This is a genomic window from Nocardia gipuzkoensis, assembly GCF_021183645.1.
GTDB classification, from domain to species: domain Bacteria; phylum Actinomycetota; class Actinomycetes; order Mycobacteriales; family Mycobacteriaceae; genus Nocardia; species Nocardia abscessus.
Genome location: NZ_CP089225.1, coordinates 4,298,300 through 4,318,414, shown reverse-complemented (window position 1 = coordinate 4,318,414; position 20,115 = coordinate 4,298,300). Strand labels below are relative to the sequence as shown.

General features: G+C 70.4%; 12 protein-coding genes. 8 read left to right on the top strand and 4 right to left on the bottom strand.

Going from position 1 to position 20,115, the window contains the following annotated elements:
• The first annotated feature begins 102 nt into the window (after positions 1–102).
• Positions 103–3,489 carry an AAA domain-containing protein gene (locus LTT66_RS19465; RefSeq protein WP_233069332.1) on the top strand — a complete coding sequence of 1,129 codons (3,387 nt, stop codon included), beginning with the start codon at positions 103–105 and terminating at the stop codon, positions 3,487–3,489.
• Here LTT66_RS19465 and LTT66_RS19460 read toward each other — a convergent pair.
• Complete coding sequence (locus LTT66_RS19460; RefSeq protein WP_233060043.1) at positions 3,459–4,637, bottom strand: amino acid deaminase/aldolase; 1,179 nt, start codon at positions 4,635–4,637, stop codon at positions 3,459–3,461. The genes LTT66_RS19465 and LTT66_RS19460 overlap by 31 nt on opposite strands.
• Before the next feature lie 43 nt (positions 4,638–4,680).
• On the bottom strand, positions 4,681–5,163 hold the full coding sequence (locus LTT66_RS19455; protein WP_228825726.1) for a TetR family transcriptional regulator: 483 nt from the start codon (positions 5,161–5,163) through the stop codon (positions 4,681–4,683).
• Positions 5,164–5,576: 413 nt separating this feature from the next.
• Between LTT66_RS19455 and LTT66_RS19450 the strand changes: the two genes are divergently transcribed.
• The gene (locus tag LTT66_RS19450; protein WP_233060042.1) at positions 5,577–6,323 is read left to right on the top strand and encodes a tyrosine-protein phosphatase; all 747 of its coding nucleotides are present in this window, start codon (positions 5,577–5,579) and stop codon (positions 6,321–6,323) included.
• Between the two features lie 7 nt (positions 6,324–6,330).
• Here LTT66_RS19450 and LTT66_RS19445 read toward each other — a convergent pair whose 3' ends face one another.
• Positions 6,331–7,590, bottom strand: a complete 1,260-nt coding sequence (locus LTT66_RS19445; RefSeq protein WP_233060041.1) for a class I adenylate-forming enzyme family protein — start codon at positions 7,588–7,590, stop codon at positions 6,331–6,333.
• Positions 7,591–7,682: 92 nt separating this feature from the next.
• On the bottom strand, positions 7,683–8,477 hold the full coding sequence (locus LTT66_RS19440; protein ID WP_233060040.1) for an enoyl-CoA hydratase/isomerase family protein: 795 nt from the start codon (positions 8,475–8,477) through the stop codon (positions 7,683–7,685).
• Positions 8,478–8,518: 41 nt separating this feature from the next.
• On the opposite strand from LTT66_RS19440, the gene LTT66_RS19435 reads away from it, so the two are divergent.
• From LTT66_RS19435 to LTT66_RS19410, 6 genes are all read left to right on the top strand, one after another.
• Complete coding sequence (locus LTT66_RS19435) at positions 8,519–9,541, top strand: glutathione S-transferase family protein (protein ID WP_195065128.1); 1,023 nt, start codon at positions 8,519–8,521, stop codon at positions 9,539–9,541.
• Between the two features lie 202 nt (positions 9,542–9,743).
• Positions 9,744–10,475 carry a hypothetical protein gene (locus LTT66_RS19430; RefSeq protein ID WP_195096290.1) on the top strand — a complete coding sequence of 244 codons (732 nt, stop codon included), beginning with the start codon at positions 9,744–9,746 and terminating at the stop codon, positions 10,473–10,475.
• Positions 10,472–11,458: an ABC transporter ATP-binding protein gene (locus tag LTT66_RS19425; RefSeq protein ID WP_233060039.1), complete on the top strand. Its 987-nt coding sequence runs from the start codon at positions 10,472–10,474 to the stop codon at positions 11,456–11,458. Before LTT66_RS19430 ends, LTT66_RS19425 begins: the two co-directional genes overlap by 4 nt.
• Positions 11,455–12,237 (top strand): ABC transporter permease, encoded by a 783-nt coding sequence (locus tag LTT66_RS19420; RefSeq protein WP_233060038.1) that lies wholly within the window; start codon positions 11,455–11,457, stop codon positions 12,235–12,237. Before LTT66_RS19425 ends, LTT66_RS19420 begins: the two co-directional genes overlap by 4 nt.
• 51 nt (positions 12,238–12,288) lie before the next feature.
• Entirely contained in the window at positions 12,289–16,152 is a 3,864-nt protein-coding gene (locus LTT66_RS19415) for an ABC transporter ATP-binding protein (protein ID WP_233060037.1), read from the top strand.
• A 175-nt stretch (positions 16,153–16,327) separates the two neighbouring features.
• Complete coding sequence (locus LTT66_RS19410) at positions 16,328–20,071, top strand: multifunctional oxoglutarate decarboxylase/oxoglutarate dehydrogenase thiamine pyrophosphate-binding subunit/dihydrolipoyllysine-residue succinyltransferase subunit (protein WP_408638651.1); 3,744 nt, start codon at positions 16,328–16,330, stop codon at positions 20,069–20,071.
• Positions 20,072–20,115: the final 44 nt, after the last annotated feature.

Here is a 20,115-nt window from a genome sequence, read left to right as displayed (position 1 = left end):
GTCGAGGTCAGGCGCGCTAGCTACAGTGTTGCCGTCCATGTGTAATGAGGCGCACGCCGGCAGCGGGTGTCCCGCGAAGACACAGGAGGGCCGCGTTTGTTCGTGTTCGGTGATCGTGTCGTCTGCAGCACCGTCGATCTCGTCCGCGCGGCGCACTGCGAGTTCGCGCTGCTGCGCGGCCTCGACGCCGAACTGGGCACCATCCCGGCCGAACTCGCAAGCACCGCACCGGGGTCCGAGCCCGCACCCGGAACCGACGAGGTCCGCCAACGTCTGCTCGACGACTACCGCACGCGGTTCGGCGGCGCGGTGGTCGAGATCGACCGCCCACCCGATGAACCGGGCGATCCGCGTCGGCATGTCGCGGCGCTGACGGCCGCGCACTCCGACACGGTCGCCGCATTGCGCTCCGGCGCGCACGTCGTGCACGACGCGACCTTCTTCGACGGCCGATTCCATTGCTCCGCCGACTTCCTGGTGCGGGCGGAACATCGGGTCCGCTACACCGTGCACGGCATCGCGCCCACCACCGCCGACCGAGTGGGCGCCGCGCTCGGACTCGCCGCCTGCGCCGACGCGCTCGACCGCTCGGGCGCGCTCACCGCGCCGCTGGTCCGGCTGCATCCCGGTGAGCAGAGCACCGCCCAGGCCCTCAGCGCACTGCTTCCGCTGTATCGGGCGCGCAGGCGCCGGGTGGAGCGCATCGTGGAGGAGAAACTCGGCGAACTGCTGCCGGTGCAGTGGGGCGATCCGCGCTATCTGGCCTGCGGCCGCTGCCCCTCCTGCACGGAGGCCCTGTCCGCCGCGCGGGACCTGCTGCTCGTGGCCGGCATGCCGCCCGCGACTCGGGCCCGGCTGCGTGAGGCGGGTGTACACACCATCGATCGGCTGGCCGCCACCGAGAGCGCGGTGCCCGGTGTGCCGCCGCGCACTGTCGCCACGCTGCGCCGCCAAGCGGAAATCCAGCTGCGGCGCGAAGTTTCCGGCGCGCCCACGTACGCGCTGCTCGACGCGGCCGTGCTCGCGGCGCTGCCCGCACCCTCGCCCGGGGATCTCTCGCTGACCATCGCGGGCGGCGGGCGCACCCCGCTCACCGTCGAGGTCGGCGGTCCGGACACGGTGCACCTGTCGTTGCGCGGGCCGGTCGGCTCGACCGAACCCGGCCGTGCCGCGCCCAGCGAACGCCGCGTGCTCGAGCAGGTGCTGGACTATCTCACTCAGCGTCGCCGGATCTATCCCGACCTGCACGTCTACCACTATTCCTCCGCGGTGCGGACGGCGTTGCTGCACTGCACCGGACGGCACGGCGTCAACGAGGAACTCGTGGACGAGCTGCTGTGCGGGGGCGTTCTGGTCGACCTGTATCCGATCGTGCGCGGCGCGCTGCTGGTCGGCGAGTCGTCCTACCGGCTGAGCGGGCTGCGGCGGCTGCTTCCCGCCACGACGGACACGCCCGCCGCCGAACGCGATTGCCACACCGTGCTGCGACTGCGCGATTGGCTGCTCGACCGCGCCGCCGAGCAGCGCGTCGCCACGCGCACCGGGACACCGGAGCGGCCGGACGCGTGGTGTGCAGCGGCGGTCCCCGGCGAGTCGCGACCGGCGCCGTCGTCCCGGCCGTCGTCGCTGGAGGCCGCGCTCACGGAATACGCCGCCGCGCAAGGTGATCCGCTGCACCCGGCCGCGCTGACGGCCGCGGCGCTCGGCTATCACCGGCGCGAGCGACAGCCGCTGTGGTGGGCGCATGCCGACCGGCTCGACCATCCGGTGGAGGAATGGGCCGACGCGCCGGGAGTTCTGGTCGCCGACTGGGGCACCGTCGACACCAAGTGGCACCGCCGCCCCGACCGCCCGACGATGCGCCGCTACCTGACCCTGACCGGCCGGATCGGAACCGGTGCGAGCAGCTCCCCGGGGCCGAGCGCGCTCACGCCCGGTACCACCGTCTACACCTTCTACGACCAGCCGATGGCCGGGATGGTCACCGGCGCGGGCCGCCGAGCCATCGCGACGGCGACGGTGCTCGGCTGCTCGGTGGACGCCGAATTCGACGACGCCGTCCGGCTGGAGGAACTGCTGCCCGAGGGCTGTGAACCCTACGACGAACTGCCGTCCGCGATCGCGCCGGGACTTCCGGCATGGGACGAGAACGCCGCACTGGCAATCGAACTCGCGGCGCAGCAATTGCTGATGGCCTTGCCCGGCACGCCCCGCACCGCCGTCTTCGACCTGCTCGCGCGCCGTCCGCCCCGGCTGCACGGCGACGCCCGGTTGCCCGAGGTGCACGGCGACTACGCCGCCGCGATCACCGCCGCGCTGTGCGCCCTCGACGACTCCTACGTCGCGGTGCAGGGCCCGTCGGGCACCGGGAAGACCGCGACCGCCGCGCGGGTGCTGGAGCGGCTGATCACGCGGAACAAGTGGCGGATCGGCATTGTGGCCGCCGAGCCTTCGATCGTGGAGAACCTGCTCGACGCGATCGTGCGCGCCGGCGTGCTGCCCGAACTGGTCGCCAAGAAGGACGCGGCGACGGTCGCCCCGGAGTGGGTGGTGATCGACGCCGCCCGCTATCCGCGGTTCCTGGACAGCGCGATCAGTGGGTGCGTCCTCGGCGGCGCACCGGCCGATTTCGCGAACGAAGACCTGGTGCCACGCGGGGGCCTCGACCTGCTCGTCATCGCCGACGCAGGCCGCTTCCCACTGGCCGAGACCGTGGCCGTCGCGGCGTGCGCACGCAACCTGCTGCTGCTCGGCGATCCGGTGCCGTCGACCGCTCGCGGCGCGCATCCGGCCCCGGTCGGCGAGTCCGCGCTCGGCTGGCTGGCCGAGGGACGTCAGACGTTGCCTGCCGAACGCGGCTACTTCCTGGACCGCACCTGGCGGATGCACCCCGCCGTCTGCGAACCCGTCTCCCGCCTCTACTACGACGGCCGCCTGCGCGCCAACGAAACGGTCACCCTGGCCCGGCGTCTGGACGGCGAGGAGCCCGGCGTGGACACCGTCCTGGTGGAGCACTACGGCAACGCCACCGAGTCACCGGCGGAGGCGCGGGAAGTGGTGCGCCGGGTTCGCGCGCTGCTGGGCATGTCCTGGACGATCGGCGCGACCACCCGCAGGCTGCACCCGCACGACATCTTCGTGGTCGCGCCGTACGCGGCTCAGGTCGGGCGCATCCGGACCCTGCTGGCCCGCGCCAAGATCGAAGACGTCCTGGTCGGCACGCCGGATCGATTCCGCGGCCGGGAGGCGGCGGTCGTGCTGCTCTCCATGGCCACTTCCAGTCCTACCGACGCTCCCTACGGCATGCCGTCGCTACTGTCGCGCGGCCTGATCCACGCGCTGTGCCGCGCCATGTGGAAGGCGGTGGTCATCCGCTCACCGCTGCTGATCGAGTACCTGCCCGCCACCGCGGACGAACTCGCCGATCTGGGTGCGTTCCTGCGGCTGGCCGCCGCGGGTCAGCCGAAGCAGACGCCCTCGCCCCGATAGGTCGGCACGGCGACGCGGGAGCCGTCCTCCTCGACAAGATGCACCGCGTCGAAGCGCTCGCACAGTTCACCGGCCTTCGCGTGCCGGAACCACACCCGGTCGCCGATCCGGAGTTCCGCGGCGCCCGACAGCGGAGTCTGCACTTCACCCGCGCCCTCCGTGCCGAGCAGCTTCAGTTTGCGCGGCCAGACCGGTTTGGGTACCCGCGACGGCCCGGCCGGGCCGGAGGCGATGTAGCCACCCGCGAAGACGGTGGCGATATCGGGCGCGGGCCGCCGCAGCACCGGCATCGCGAAATACAGGGCAGGTCGCGGGGTGAACGAGCGGTAGTCGTCGAACAGCGTCGGCACGTACAGCCCGGACCCGGCGGTCACCTCGGTGACGTCCGGATCGGCCACGCTGACCTCGATGGATCCGCTGCCGCCACTGTTGACGATCTCGAGTTCGCCGGTCACCGAGCGGACCGCGTCGAGCACCTCGGCCCGGCGCTTGCGGATTTCCGCCGCGGAAGCCCGCTTCACCAGGCGCACCGCGACATTCGAGTCCGGCAGCCCCGCGATCTGCGCCTCGTAGGTCATCACGCCCACCACGTCGAAGCCCTGCCGCAGGGCCTCGCCCGCGAGGGTGGCCGCCTGCTCTGCCGTGCGCAAGGGAGAACGGCGCACACCGAGGTGCAGCGGGCCGATCCGCAGGGAGGCGTCCACGTCCAAGCAGACGCGTGGCCGCACCCGGTCGGTGCCGACGACGGCCCGGATCAGAGCGAGTTGCGCGGCATCGTCGATCATCAGCGTGATCGAGCGCAGCAGGAGGTCGTCTGCCGCCAGTTCGGCCAGCGCCGCGCGGTCCACGCTCGGATAACCGAGCAGGACATCGCGCGCCCCGTGGCGCACGAGCCAGAGCGCTTCGCGCAGGGAGTAAGACATGATGCCCGCGAAGCCGCCCGCGGCGGTGAGGTCGGGGCCGAGCACTTCGGCGAGGACGGCGCGGCAGCGCACGGATTTGCTGGCCACACGCACCGGCGTGCCACCGGCGCGGCGCACCAGATCGGCGGCGTTCGTTCGCAGGGTGGGCAGGTCGAGGGCGGCCAGTGGTGGATCCAGTTCGGCGGTGGCCGCGTGCAGCCCCGCGATCGGCGACGTCTCGGTCACCAGGACAACTCAACCACCAAGTTGGTCAAACGTCCAGTATTTGTCAGATCTCCACGGCTTTGCCGGCGAGTCCGCTGACCATCTCATCGAGCACCACCAGCATGGTCTCGTCATTGCAGTCGGCCAGCCAGCGCAGCACCGTGCCCTGCACGATCGAGACGACGTTGCAGGCGATCGCCTCCACCGGCTCCAGCCACTGCGTATCCGACAGCTCGGCACACAGTTTCAGGAACGCGGTGACCTCCGCGTCCTTCTCGCGATAGAACTCCGTCGCGATCGGATCCGGAAAGCAGTCGCCCCTGGCATGCCAGCGGGCACGCAAGGCCTGCAAGGTCATCTCATACGACTTGATCTGTCTGTCCGGAGTGGCTTTGACCAGCGGCCAGTACGCACTGACCCCCGCGTGCAGCAGGACCCGCAGCGCGCGCAGGCCCGTGTAGTCGAGCGTGGCGGCCGCGGCTTCCACCGCGTCGGTGACGGCGGGTCGTAGCCGGATTTCTGTTATCACTTCTCCACGTGCGCTCAACGACGACTCCCTCGGCGAAAGAACTCGCGCACCTCCGCGGCGCGACTCGCTGAACAGGGCGGGCAACATCGGGAAACACCTGGGCTGCCCGGTCCAACGTTCATCAATGGTAGTGCGTTTTCGGGGTTTGAGAATGGGTTCGATGGGTAATTCCAGACTGGAAGAATGTTTTGTTACCCAACCGGGACCGGGATGCGATCCCCCCGTGTCGCCCGGAAATCCCGCTATGACGGTGGATCTCGGGGCCACCCTATTGCTCGGCAGACCGTTGACAACGGTACGGTTCGAGGCGCGAGCAACCCAAATTCTGTGGCGCATCCCACACCGAAACCGCCCAAAACGGTCAGCTTATCGTGTGGGCTCCGATCCGCAACCGACACCTTTTCGTTCCGCGGTGCGGATAGCCTGGATCGGTGACTCTCTCGCCCCCCGCCGACCAGTACTTCCTCTCCGGCACGTTCAACTTCCGAGACACCGGCGGGCTGCGCACCGACGACGGCGCCAAGGTCCGCCCCGGCGTCCTGCTGCGCTCGGCCCAGCTGAGCGGACTCGACGAGACCGGCCACGACGCGCTGCGCGAATTGGGCGTCAGCGATGTGCACGACCTGCGCGGACAGCGCGAGATCGACCACATGGGCGCCGACCTGCTCCCCGCCGGCGTCCGGTTGACCGTCACGCCGTTCGACTCCCGGATGGCCGAGGCGCCGCCGCACGAGGCGACCGCGCGGACCGCCTACACGCACATGCTCGAGGTCTACCGGATGTTCCCGGCGCTACCCGAGGCACATACCGCCATCGTCTCCCTCGCCGAGTCCATCGTGCGCGGCGACGGCGCCGTGCTGGTGCACTGTGCGGCGGGCAAGGACCGCACCGGCTGGGCCGTCGCGACACTGCTGCGCGCGGTTGGCGTCACCGAGGCCGACGTGCAGGCCGACTACCTGCTCAGCAACGGGGCGATCCCCGCGCTGCGCGCCGTCATGACGACGAAACTGCTCGCCGGCGAGGAAGTCTCGGTCGACCTGCTCGGTGTGCGCGAGGAGTACCTCGACATCGCCACCGTGTCGATGCGCGAGGTGCACGGCGGCCTGCCCGGTTATCTCGCGACCGCCGGGCTCACGCCGGAACTGCTTGCGCGGCTGCGCGAGCGCATGCTCGAGTGAGACCGGCTCACTCGACGGGCGCCGCCGCTCCCCTGCGCACCAAGCCGTCGGGGTCGATGGTCACCTGATCACCGGTGTGGAACCAGGTACCGGTGAACCGCGCCGCGGTCGTGGTGGGGTCGTTCCAGTAGCGCGGCGTGATATTCGGCCCTCGGCACAGCAGTTCGCCATGCCCCGCCGTCGCCTCGGGACCCCAGAGCGCCAATTCCGTACCGCCGAACGGGAATCCGAGCACACTGGCCGCGTCGTACGGGTCGGCGTCCCGCTCGGCGTCGTCCACCGCGAGACCGATGCCGCTGGTCTCGGTCGCGCCCCACACCGACCACTGCCGTGCCTCGGGAAACACGCCGCGCAGCTCGGTCGTGAGATCGACCGGAGCGAACGCGGACGCGGCCCGTTCGGCGCGATGACCGGCTTTGCTGATCCGCGCGATGCCCTCGGTGCGCAGTCCCTCGGCACGCAGATCCGCCAGTTCGGGCAGCAGGCCCGCGAAGATGCGCGGCGTCGCGGAGACCATGTCGACCCGCTCGGCGGTGATGGCGTCGGCCAGGCCGCGCGCGTCCCGGGCGAGCACGACGGTGCCGCCCACGGCGAAGGTCGGCAGCAGTTGGTCCACACAGCCACTGGCGTGCGCCAACGGCAGCAGCACCAGGTTGCGCAGGCCGTCGGTCGGCAGATCCAGCGCCGCGACCACCGAGCGCACCGCGGACAGCAGATTCTCGTTGGTCAGCTCCACGCCCTTGGGCGTGCAGGACCCGCTGGTGTAGCACAGCAGCGCCAAGTCGCCGAGCGACGCACCGTCATCGATGTAGGCGGCGCCGTCCGGCAACTCGCTCTCGGCGCCCGTGCGCCCGAGCACGAAATCGGTACGGCTGTCGGCGATCACGCGCTCGGCCATCGCCTCGGGCAGCCCGTCGGGCACCAGCACCGGTACCGCGCCGCTGAGCAAGGCGCCGAGGAACGCCTGCACCCAGCGGACGCCCGCGGGCATATGGATAGCGATCCGGTCGCCGAACCCGATGCCGTGTTCCTGCAAGCCGCCCGCGATCCGGGAGGCGGAGTGCCACAGCTCGCGGTAGGTCAGGCGCGGGCCGCCGACCTCGACCACGGCTTCGCGGGTGGCGAACGCGTGCACTTGCAGATCCAGGAGTTCGGTCAGCGCGGGTGTGAGGTTTCCGTAGCGCAGCACCCCATCGGCACCCCGGGCCAGCGGGTTGTCCCAGGCGTGCGAGCCGGTGAGGGGATATTCGACGAGCAACTGCGACATTCGTCCTCCGCGTGCCTCGAGTTATCAGGCACTGCGACTATATGACGCATGTCACAACTTCGCTGCGATAGGCGATGAACGTGTCCTAGCTGTCACCGCCCGGCGTAGCGAGCCTTCCCCGGCCCCTGCTCGAGGAAACTGCGCACGCCGCCCTTCAGGTCCTCGGTGTCGAAGAGCACTCCGGACACCTCCGGCGTCACTGAATCGGCATGTGCCACACCGCCGGAACGCCAGGCTTCGATGATCTTCTTGGTCGCCGCGTTCGCCTTCGTCGGCCCCTCGGCCAGCCGGTGGGTCAGGGCTCGCGCGGCGGCGTCGAGGTCGTCGTGCACGGCGTTCACCACGCCCCACTCGGCCATGGTCGCCGCGTCGTAGAGGTCGCCGGTCATCACGAACTCGCGGGCCCGGCCCGAGCCCGCGCGCTCGGCGAGGCGCTGCGGACCGCCCATCGACGGAGTCAGCCCGACCACGATCTCCACCAATCCGAACTTCGCCTTCGGCGCCGCCAGCAGGATGTCGCAGGCGAGCGCGATCTCGAAGGCCGCGGTCAGGGTCAGCCCGTGCGCGGCGAACACCACCGGGCACGGCAGCGCCTCCAGCGGATGGATGATCTGCGCGAACAAGGTGCGCCACAACTCGGCGCCCTGCTCCGGGGACAGGCCGTCGAAGACGTGCACGTCGACGCCGCCGGACACCAGCTTGCCCTCGGCGCGCAGCAGCACCGCCCGCGGCGGCCGCGCGGACCGGTCGGCGATATCGGCGATCAGCGCGTCCAGCATGGCCCGATCGAAGAGGTTGAGCGGCGGATGGGCGAGGGTGAGGGTCGCCACCTCCGCGCCGCCGTCGGTGCGGTCTCGTTCCAGCCGGGTCGCCTTCGTTTCACTCATCCGGTCAGCCTACGAGGTCGATCTGGAAGACTGTGGGTGTGATCAAGTCGGCCAGCGAACGCGGTTCCTACGTCGAGTCCGGCGAGTTCAAGCGGGACACGAACTACATCACCACCCGGATCACGGCCGACGGCCGCGACGGCTACCCCGTCGAGCCGGGGCGCTACCGGCTCGTCGCGGCTCGCGCCTGCCCGTGGGCCAACCGAACGCTGATCGTGCGCCGTCTGCTCGGGCTCGAGCCGGTGCTCTCGCTCGGCCTGTGCGGGCCCACACACGACAAACTCAGCTGGACCTTCGATCTGGATCCCGGCGGCGTCGACCCGGTGCTCGGCATTCCCCGGCTGCGCGACGCCTACCTGGCCCGGTTCCCGGACTACCCGCGCGGCATCACGGTGCCCGCTGTCGTGGACGTGCCGACCGGGCAGGTCGTCACCAACGACTACGCGCAGATCACGCTCGACTTCTCCACCGAGTGGACCGAGCACCACCGGCCCGGCGCACCGCAGTTGTACCCCGAACCGCTGCGCGCGGAGATCGACGAGGTGAGTCTCGCGGTGTTCCGCGACGTCAACAACGGCGTCTACCGTTGCGGTTTCGCCGGGGCGCAGGACGCTTACGACGCCGCCTACGACCGGCTCTTCCACCGGCTGGACTGGCTGTCGGAACGCCTTGCCGGACAACGCTATCTGGTCGGCGACACGATCACCGAGGCGGACGTGCGGCTGTTCACCACACTGGTCCGCTTCGACGCGGTGTACCACGGGCACTTCAAGTGCAACCGGTCCAAGCTCGCCGAGATGCCGGTGCTGTGGGCGTACGCGCGCGATCTGTACCAGACCCCCGGTTTCGGCGACACGATCGACTTCGAGCAGATCAAGACGCACTACTACGTCGTGCACCGGGACATCAACCCGACGGGAATCGTCCCCAAGGGCCCGGATCTGGCGAACTGGCTGACCCCGCACGGCCGAGAGGTCCTCGGCGGCAGGCCCTTCGGGGACGGAACCCCGCCGCCCCCTCCGCAGCTGTCCGAGCGCGTGCCCGCGATCCACACACCCGCATAACAGGCGCAGCCGGACAAAGTCCGACATGAACCGCGCCGGGCCGAGCGGAGGCGCCTGACGAGCGCAGCCGGACCGAGTCCGGTCCAAAGCAGGCGGCCGCCGGTGGAACCGATCCGCCTGGGTACTTCGTTGTCATGACGAGCTGACGGCAACCGGTGCCATACAGTTCTACCCAGCAGACCGGAAGAGGAGGATGCCGCCGATGCTCAAAGGCGCGTTCGAGAAGACGGTGGTCGAACTGCTCGACACCGGGTCCCGCCTGCAGGCCCCCGCGGTCGCCAAGTACGTGGACCGAATTCGCCGCTCCCACCCGGACGAAAGTCCCGCGCAGATCATCGAACGGTTGGAGAAGCAGTACCTGCTCGCGGTGACCGGCAGCGGCAGCGCGGTCGGTGCGACCGCCGCCTTCCCCGGCGTCGGCACCGTCGCGGCCATCGCCGCGGTGAGCGCCGAGACCACCTTCTTCATGGAGGCCTCGGCGGTGTTCACCCTGGCGGTCGCCTCGGTGCACGGCATAACGCCGGAAGATCAGGAGCAGCGCAGGGCGCTGGTGCTGGCCGTCGTGCTGGGCGAGAGCGGCATGCAGATCGTCCAGAAGAGCGTCGGCACCTCGGCGAAGAACTGGGGCACCGCCTTCGCCAACCGGATTCCCGGCCTGTCGAGCATGAACGATTCGCTGTTGAAGCGGTTCATCATTCGGTTCATCACCAAGCGCGCCGCGCTGATGGCGGGCAAGGTGCTGCCGGCGGGCATCGGCGCCGTGATCGGCGGCGCGGGCAACCGTGCGCTGGGCAAGGCCACGATCACCAACGCGCGCAAGGCATTCGGGCCGCCGCCGGGCACCTGGCCGGTCGACCGGAACCTGGTCATCGACGCCGATCCGCTCACCGCGATCGACCCGGCGAAGCCGCAACCTCCGGCCACGCCACGATGAGCGGGGCGCGTCCGGTCGCGTTCGCGGTCCGGGGACTGACCAAGCGGTACGAGCTGGCGACCGCCGTGACGGACGTCAGCTTCACCGTGCCCTCCGGCGCCGTCGCCGCACTGGTGGGTCCGCGCGGTGCGGGCAAGACCACGATCCTGCGGGCGCTGCTCGGTCTGCTCGCCCCCACCGCCGGCACCACGTCCGTCGGCGGCCCCGGTTCCCGGCGCGACGGCGTCAACTCCGCGGGCGTGATCGGCGGCGTGCTCGCGCCCCGCGGGTTGCCTCCGGCGCGTACCGTGCGAGACCACCTATGGATCTACGCCGCCGCGGCGCGCGTCGCCGACAGCCGGGTCTCCGAGGTGCTCGAGCTCGTCGGTCTGGACGAACAGGCCACGACGAAGATCGGCGTCCTGTCGATCGGACAGCAGACGCGGCTGGCCCTGGCCACCGCGCTGCTCGGCGATCCGCCGCTGCTGGTGCTCGACGAGCCGATGGACGGGCTCGACGCCGCCGAACGCGGCTGGTTGCACGACTTCCTGCGCAAGCATGCCCGTCGCGGCGGTAGTGCCCTGCTGACCAGCGAGAGCCTCGGCGCTGTCCTGCCGGGCGCGGACCAGCTGATCGTGCTGCACGAGGGCATGGTCGTCTACCAGGGCACCCCCGCGCGTTTGCGGCGCGGGCATCCGGACCGGCTGGTCGTCGCGGCGTCCACACCGATCGCACTGGCCACCATGCTCGCGGCACAAGGATTCACCGACGCGGTCATCCGGCCCGACGGCCGTCTGGCCGTCGCCGAAGCGAGCGAAGCGCAGATCAGAGCCGCGGCCACCGCCGCACAGGTGCGGATCGACAGCATCGTCCCCGACCCGATCCACCCCGACCGGGTGCTCGCGTCGCTGACCAAGCCCAGCGCCGCGCCGGCGCCCCCCTATCCGGGCCTCACCGCGCCCGGCCCCCAGCCCACGCCGACGCCCTACGGGATTCCACGATGATCGCCATCCTGCCCGCGGACCTGGTGCCGAACGTCGACTCCGAGGTCCGCAAGATCGTCACTGTGCCGCGCGTCCGGGTGCTCGCCGGTGCGCTGGTCGCCGTGGCGCTGTTCGCGAGCCTCGCATCCGCGAGCATGGCCGGACCGCCGGATCCGCGCGGCCAGCCCGCCACGGGCGCGGCGACGATCGGGCTCTACGTCGGCCTCGCACTCGTCGCGCTGGCTGCCGCGGTCTTCGGCGCGGTGGGCAGCGGCTCGGAGTACCGGTATCACAGCATGGCCGTGACCGCGCTGTTCACCGCCGACCGCGACCGGCTCGCCGCCGCGAAGTTCCTGGTCATCGGATGCTGCGTGCTGGCGGCGGCGGTAGCGGTGGAACTGGTGTCGGTAGGCGCGCTGTTCGGCGTCGGTCGCGGCAAGGTCGCCGTCACCGGGGAGTTGTGCGCGGTGCTGGGCGGCGGACTGCTCGCCGCGGTCTGCTGGTCGCTGATCGGCGCGAGCGCGGGCATCCTCCTGCGGTCCTCGACCAGGGCGGTGACGCTGCTGCTCGGCTGGATCGTGCTCGCGGAACCCTTGCTCTGGCTGATCGCGCGCGGCCTCGGCATTCCGGGCGTGGTCACCCTGCTGCCGGTCTCCGCCAGCGTGGGCGCGGTCGCCGTCGGCTCCTACCCCGACAGCGATCTGCTCGCACCCACCCCCGTTGCCGTCGTGGTGCTGCTGCTGTGGACCATCGGCCTGGGCGCGGCGAGCTGGTGGAGCCTGCGCACCCGCGATCTGTGACCCGGGGGCGGACCGGGAACAACGACATGTCGGCCGGTGTCGGTACCGTCGATGGCGAACACGGTGCGACGAAGGGGGCCGGCGGGCGTGGACGGAGGACACAGATCGGGGTGGATGAGCAGGCTGTGGGCCGAGTGCCTACCGCATCGCGCGGTGCTGGCCGGGCTCGCCGCGGCGGTGCTCGGCGGGGCGCTCGTCGAGACCGCGGGGCCACTGCTGACCAAACGGGCCATCGACGCGGCGGGTATCGGTGACACGGGAACGATCGGCGCCGTCGCGGCGCTGCTGCTGATTCTGGCGTTGAGCCGCTCCGCGGCCGGGTTCGGGCGGCGCTGGCTGGCCGGACGGCTCTCCCTGGACGTGCAGCACGCGCTACGGGTGAATCTGCTCGGCTCACTGCAGCGGCTGGACGGCGCCGGACAGGACACCCTGCGCACCGGGCAGGTGGTGTCGCGCTCGATCACCGATCTCCAGCTGGTCCAGGGCCTGATGGCGATGGTGCCGCTGTCGGGTATGGCACTGCTGGAATTCGGGCTCGCCGCCGGAGTGATGATCTGGCTCTCGCCGCCGCTGGCCGCCGCGGCGCTGCTGGTGGTGCCCGCGATCGGTCTGGTGGTCTACCGCATGCGACCACGCCTGCACGCGGCGACCTGGTCCGCGCAGCAGCGCGCCGCCGATCTCGCCCAGCACGTCGAGGAGACGGTCACCGGTGTGCGGGTGGTCAAAGGTTTCGGCCAGGAAGCGCGCATGGTCGACTTGCTGGAGCGGCACGGTCGCAAGCTGTTCGCCGAGCGGATGCGCGCCGCCCGGATCGACGCCGGGTTCGCGCCGACCGTCTCGACGATTCCGCAGGTCGGCATGGTCGCGGTCATCGCGCTCGGCGGGCTGCTCGCCCTGCACGGCAGCATCGGCATCGGCACCTTCGTCGCGTTCGCCGCCTACGTCGCCGTGATGACCGGTACCGCGCGCATCCTCTCCTCGGTGATCGTCATGGCTCAGCTGACCCGGGCGGCGGCCGAGCGCGTGTTCCAGGTGATCGACACCGCGCCGGTCGTCGCCGACCCCGATCACCCGGTCGAACTGCCGGACGGACCGCTCGGCATCGAGATCGACGCGCTCACCTTCGGGTTCGATCCCGACCAGCCCGTGCTGCGCGAACTGGACCTGCGCGTGCGCCCCGGCGAGACGGTGGCCGTCATCGGCCCCGCGGGTTCGGGCAAGTCCACCCTCGCCCTGCTGCTGCCCCGGTTCTACGCGCCGGACGCAGGCAGTATCCGCCTGTTCGCCGACACTGTCCCCGCCACCGGCGTCCCGCCGCGTGACGACCCGGCCGACGCGTTCCGCTCCGCGCACGCGAGCTCACTCGCCGCGACCAGCACCGCCGAGACCGTCGGGGTCGACATCGCCGACGTGCGCGCCGCCGACCTGCGCGCCGCCATCGGCGTCGTGTTCGACGACCCCTTCCTGTTCTCCGACACGATCGCGGCCAATATCGCGCTCGGACGGCCGGACGCGACCGACGAGGAGATCCGCCACGCGGCCGTGCAGGCCGCCGCCGACGAATTCATCGCCGAACTGCCCGACGGCTACGACACGGTGGTCGGTGAGCGCGGCCTCACCCTTTCCGGGGGTCAGCGGCAGCGGATCGCGCTGGCGAGGGCACTGCTGTCGCGCCCGCGCGTCCTGGTGCTGGACGACGCCACCTCCGCGGTGGACGCCGTGACCGAAGCGGCGATCTTCGACGCGCTGCCCGGCGACGGTGGCCGGACCACGCTGATCCTGGCGCATCGGGAGTCGACGCTCGCCCACGCCGACCGCGTGATCCGGTTGCCCGCTCCCGCCGCACCTCTCGCTCCGGAGCCGAACGCGGCCGCGAGCAGGCAAGCGGTCAGCGGTTCCGCCGGCCGCTTCGCGGGCGCGGCGGCCGACATCAGCGAGACCCCCGAGCTGCGCCGGAACATCGAACTCCTCCCACCCGCCACCGAGCAGCCGGGCCTGGACGCGGAAGGTCTGCGCGAGCCGGACCCCCGCTTCCGGCTGGCCCGCATGCTGCGCCCCGTTCGCGGGCTGGTGCTGACGGTGATAGCGCTGCTGGCGGCGGACGCGGCGATCGCGCTCGCGTTCCCGCCGCTGGTGCGGTACGCGATCGACGGCGGCGTGCTCGGCGAGAACGCCGCGGCACTGGTCCGCGCGGCGCTGCTGGGCGCGATCCTGGCCGCCGTGGGCTGGGCGGTCGGCGCGGCCACCACCTTGCTCACCGCGCGCACGGGCGAACGGGTGCTGTTCGGGCTGCGGGTCCGCAGCTTCGCGCATCTGCAACGGCTCGGGCTGGACTATTACGAACGCGAGCTGTCCGGGCGGATCATGACGCGGATGACCACCGACGTCGACGCCCTGTCGACGTTCCTGCAGACCGGTGTCGCCACCACCCTGGTCGGCTTGCTGACGCTGGCGGGCATCACGGTCGCGCTGCTGGTCATCGACGTCTCACTGGCGCTGGTCGTGCTGTCGACGGTGCCCGCCCTGGTGATCGCGACAGTGCTGTTCCGGCGGGTGTCCTCCACCGCGTACACCGTGTCGCGGGAGCACGTGTCGGCGGTCAACGCCGACTTCCAGGAGAACGTGACGGGCTTGCGCGCGGTGCAGGCCAACCGGCACGAGCCGCGCGCCGCCCGGCGCTTCGCCGAATACTCCCAGCGCTACCGCAACAGCAGGTTGCGGGCCCAACGGGCGATCGCGCTGTACTTCGCGTTCGTCGTCGGGTGGGCGGACGTCGCGTTGGCCGCGGTGGTGTTCTTCGGTGCGCGCGAGGTCGCAGGCGGCGCGACCAGCGCGGGGACGCTGGTCGCGTTCGTGCTGTATCTGCAGTTGCTGTTCGTGCCGATCCTGCAGCTGTCCCAGGTCTTCGACGGCTACCAGCAGGCCAGGGTCGGCCTGCGCCGGATCGGGGACCTGCTGCGCACACCCTCCTCGATCGCCGCCGATCCGGCCGAGCCGGTGCGGATAGACCAGGGGCTGCGCGGCGACGTGGCGTTCGACGACGTCCGCTTCCACTACGCGGGCAGCCACGTTCCGGCGCTGGACGGCGTCTCGCTGCGCATTCCGGCCGGTTCCACCCTGGCGCTGGTCGGGCCCACCGGTGCGGGCAAGTCGACCGTCGTCAAGTTGCTCGCGCGGCTGTACGACCTGCCACCGGGCGGACATTCCGCAGAACCGGGCGAGGTCGCGGTCCCGGCCACGCGGGAGCCCGAGCCCGCCGCGGCGACGAACGGCGCCCGGCCGATCGCGAGGGATCCCGGCGCGATCCGCGTGGACGGCGCCGACATCCGCGACTACCGCCTCGCCGACTACCGCTCCCGGCTGGGTATCGTCCCGCAAGAAGCTCACCTGTTCAGCGGGGACGTGGCGAGCAACATTGCATTCGGGAAACCATTCGCGACCACCGCGGAGATCGCCGCGGCGGCCGCGGCCGTGGGGGCGACGGACATGATCGCCGCCCTTCCGCTGGGGATGAGCCAACCGGTCGGTGAGCGCGGCCGCGGCCTGTCGGCCGGGCAGCGGCAGCTGATCGCGCTCGCCCGCGCGGAGCTGGTCGCTCCGGACTTGCTGTTGCTCGACGAGGCCACCGCGACGCTCGATCCGGACACGGAGGCATCGGTGCTGGCCGCGAGCCGATCGCTGAGCCGGGACCGGACCACGGTGATCGTCGCGCACCGGCTCGGCACGGCCGCGCGCGCCGACCGGATCGCCGTGGTCGATCACGGGCGCATCGTGGAATGCGGCTCGCACGAGCAGCTGCTCGCGGCAGACGGACCATATGCCCGGCTGTGGGCAGCGGCGCTGCCGTCGGAGGGAATATTCTCGGGAGACGACGGGTCGTCACCAATAGGGTCGGGGGTGTCGGGTGGTCAGTGAATCCGCCGATTTGCTGCTGGGCCTATCCTCAGATAGGGCGCATCGGCGCGCAATCCGCTGATCCCCGTGCCGGGCACGTCACAAACGTCGCAGCGCGAAGAACGAAATGAGGCGAACACCTGCTGTGAGCAGCTCAACTTCCCAGTTCGGACAGAACCAGTGGCTAGTCGATGAGATGTATCAGAAGTTCAAGCAAGATCCATCCTCGGTCGATGAAAGCTGGCACGAGTTCCTGGCCGACTACACGCCTGACGCGAGTGGCGACGCCGGCAACAGCCAGCCCGCCTCCGCGCCCGCGCAGGCTGCCGCTCCTGCACCGGCTCCAGCGGCCACCAAGCCCGCTGCCGCCAAGCGCAACGACGCCGCGACTGCCGACACCAAGCCCGCCGCCGTAGCCCCGAAAGCGCCCGCACCGGCCGCCGCCAAGCCTGCCCCGGCCGCCGCGAAGCCCGCCGCGGCGACCACGCGCACACCGCAGACCACCCCGGCGCCGACCTCGAACGCCGCACCGACCTCCGGCCCCAAGCAGGCCGACACCGCCACCGACGAGTCCAAGGTGCTGCGTGGCGCCGCCGCGGCCGTGGCGAAGAACATGGCCGCGTCGCTGAGCATCCCCACCGCGACCAGCGTGCGCGCCATCCCGGCCAAACTGATGATCGACAACCGCTTGGTCATCAACAACCACCTCGCCCGCACCCGGGGCGGCAAGATCTCCTTCACCCACCTGCTCGGCTACGCCATCGTGCAGGCGGTCAAGGCTTTCCCGAACATGAACCGGCACTACGCCGAGGTCGACGGCAAGCCGAACGCGGTCACCCCCGCGCACACCAATCTCGGTCTGGCCATCGACCTGCCCGGCAAGGACGGCAGCCGGTCGCTGGTCGTCGCGGCCATCAAAGGCTGCGAGGCGATGACCTTCGGGCAGTTCCACACCGCCTACGAGGACATCGTCCGCCGCGCCCGCGACGGCAAGCTCACCGCCGAGGACTTCTCGGGCGTCACCATCTCGCTGACCAACCCGGGCACCATCGGCACCGTGCACTCGGTCCCCCGCCTGATGAACGGTCAGGGCGCGATCATCGGCGCCGGCGCGATGGAGTACCCCGCCGAGTTCCAGGGCATGAGCGACGAGCGCATCGCCGAACTGGGCGTCGGCAAGCTGATGACGCTCACCTCCACCTACGACCACCGCATCATCCAGGGCGCGGAGTCCGGTGACTTCCTGCGCACCATCCACCAGCTGCTGATCTCCGACGATTTCTTCGACGAGATCTTCCACGGCCTCGGCGTGCCGTACGAGCCGGTCCGCTGGCGCAAGGACATCCGCGAACGCGGCGTGGACAAGAGCGCGCGCGTGCTGGAGATGATCGCGGCCTACCGCAACCGCGGTCACCTGATGGCCGACACCGATCCGCTGCGGCTGGTCAAGGACAAGTTCCGCAGCCACCCGGACCTGGACGTCACCCAGCACGGCCTGACCCTGTGGGACCTGGACCGCACCTTCAACATCGCGGGCTTCCACGGCCAGGAGCAGATGAAGCTGCGCGACGTGCTGTCGATTCTGCGCGATGCCTACTGCCGCCACGTCGGCGTCGAGTACACCCACATCCTCGACCCGGAGCAGCTGCACTGGATCCAGGAGCGGGTCGAGCAGAAGCACGCGAAACCGACTGTCGCCCAACAGAAGTACATCCTGAACCGACTGAACGCGGCGGAGGCCTTCGAGACCTTCCTGCAGACCAAGTACGTCGGGCAGAAGCGCTTCTCGCTGGAGGGCGCCGAGGCCGTCATCCCGATGATGGACGCGGTGATCGACCAGTGCGCCGAGCACAGCCTCGACGAGGTCATCATCGGCATGCCGCACCGCGGCCGGCTCAACGTGCTGGCCAACATCGTCGGCAAGCCGTACTCGAAGATCTTCACCGAGTTCGAGGGCAACATGAACCCGGCCGCCACCCACGGCTCCGGCGACGTGAAGTACCACCTCGGCGCGCAGGGCACTTACCTGCAGATGTTCGGCGACAACGAGATCGAGGTCTCGCTCACCGCCAACCCCTCGCACCTGGAGGCGGTCGATCCGGTCCTGGAGGGCCTGGTCCGCGCCAAGCAGGACCTGCTGGACAAGGGCGACGGGCCGGAGGGCTACTCGGTCGTTCCGCTGATGCTGCACGGTGACGCCGCGTTCGCCGGTCAGGGCGTGGTCGCCGAGACGCTGAACCTGGGTGGCCTGCGCGGCTACCGGGTCGGCGGCACGATCCACATCGTGGTGAACAACCAGATCGGCTTCACCACCGCGCCGGAGAACAGCCGCTCCACCGAGTACTCCACCGATATCGCGAAGTTCATCGGCGCGCCGATCTTCCACGTCAACGGCGACGACCCGGAGGCGTGCGACTGGGTGGCGCGTCTGGCGGTCGACTTCCGGCAGAAGTTCCGCAAGGACGTCGTGATCGACATGATCTGCTACCGCCGTCGCGGCCACAACGAGGGCGACGACCCGTCGATGACGCAGCCGTACATGTACGACGTCATCGATACCAAGCGCTCGGTCCGCAAGGCCTACACCGAGAGCCTGATCGGCCGTGGCGACATCTCGCTGAAAGAGGCCGAGGACGCGCTGCGCGACTACCAGGGCCAGCTGGAGCGGGTCTTCAACGAAGTCCGTGAGCTGGAGAAATACTCACCGGGCCCGAGTGAGTCGGTCGAAGGCGACCAGCCGGTGCCCGCGACCGTCGCGACGGCCGTGGACAAGGCTGTGCTGCAACGCATCGGCGACGCGTTCCTGCACGTGCCCGACGGCTTCAACGTGCACCCGCGCGTCAAGCCGGTGCTGGAGAAGCGCCGCGAAATGGCCTACGAGGGCAAGGTCGACTGGGCCTTCGCCGAGCTGCTCGCGTTCGGCACGCTGATCGATGAAGGTCGCGCGGTGCGCCTGACCGGTCAGGACTCCCGCCGCGGCACGTTCACCCAGCGGCACGCGGTGATCATCGACCGCAAGACCGCCGAGGAGTACACCCCGCTGCACAACATCGGCAGCGAGAACCCGGGCTGGTTCGCGGTACACGACTCGGCGCTGAGCGAATTCGCCGCCGTCGGCTTCGAATACGGCTACTCGCTGGGCAACCCCAACGCACTCGTGTTGTGGGAGGCGCAGTTCGGTGACTTCGTCAACGGCGCGCAGTCGATCATCGACGAGTTCATCTCCTCCGGTGAGGCCAAGTGGGGCCAGCTCTCCGACGTCGTGCTGCTGCTGCCGCACGGCCACGAGGGCCAGGGCCCGGACCACACCTCCGGCCGCATCGAGCGCTTCCTGCAGCTGTGCGCGGAGGGCTCGATGACCGTCGCGGTGCCGTCCACCCCGGCGAACTACTTCCACCTGCTGCGCCGCCACGCACTGGACGGCATCCGCCGCCCGCTGATCGTCTTCACCCCGAAGTCGATGCTGCGCAACAAGGCCGTGGTCTCGGATCTGAAGGACTTCACCGAGAGCAAGTTCCGCTCGGTCTTCGACGAGCCGGCCTACGAGCAGGGCATCGGCGACCGCAGCAAGGTCAAGCGCATCCTGATGACCAGCGGCAAGCTCTACTACGAGCTGGCCGCCGAAAAGGCCAAGCAGAAGCGCGAAGACGTGGCCATCGTACGAATCGAGCAGCTCTACCCGCTGCCCGTCCGCCGCCTGAACGAGGCACTGGAGGGCTACCCCAACGCCACCGACCTGGCGTGGGTCCAGGAGGAACCGGCCAACCAGGGCGCCTGGCCCTTCTTCGGCCTCAACCTCCCCGAAACCCTCCCGGCCCGCCTCGGCAAACTCCGCCGCATCTCCCGCCGCGCCATGTCGGCCCCGTCCTCGGGGTCGAGCAAGGTCCACGCGGTGGAGCAGGCGGAGATCATCGCGGAGGCGTTCGAGCCGACGAGTTAGTCGCCGAGCTGAAATCGGGCCGGGCCGCTCAATTCATTGAGCGG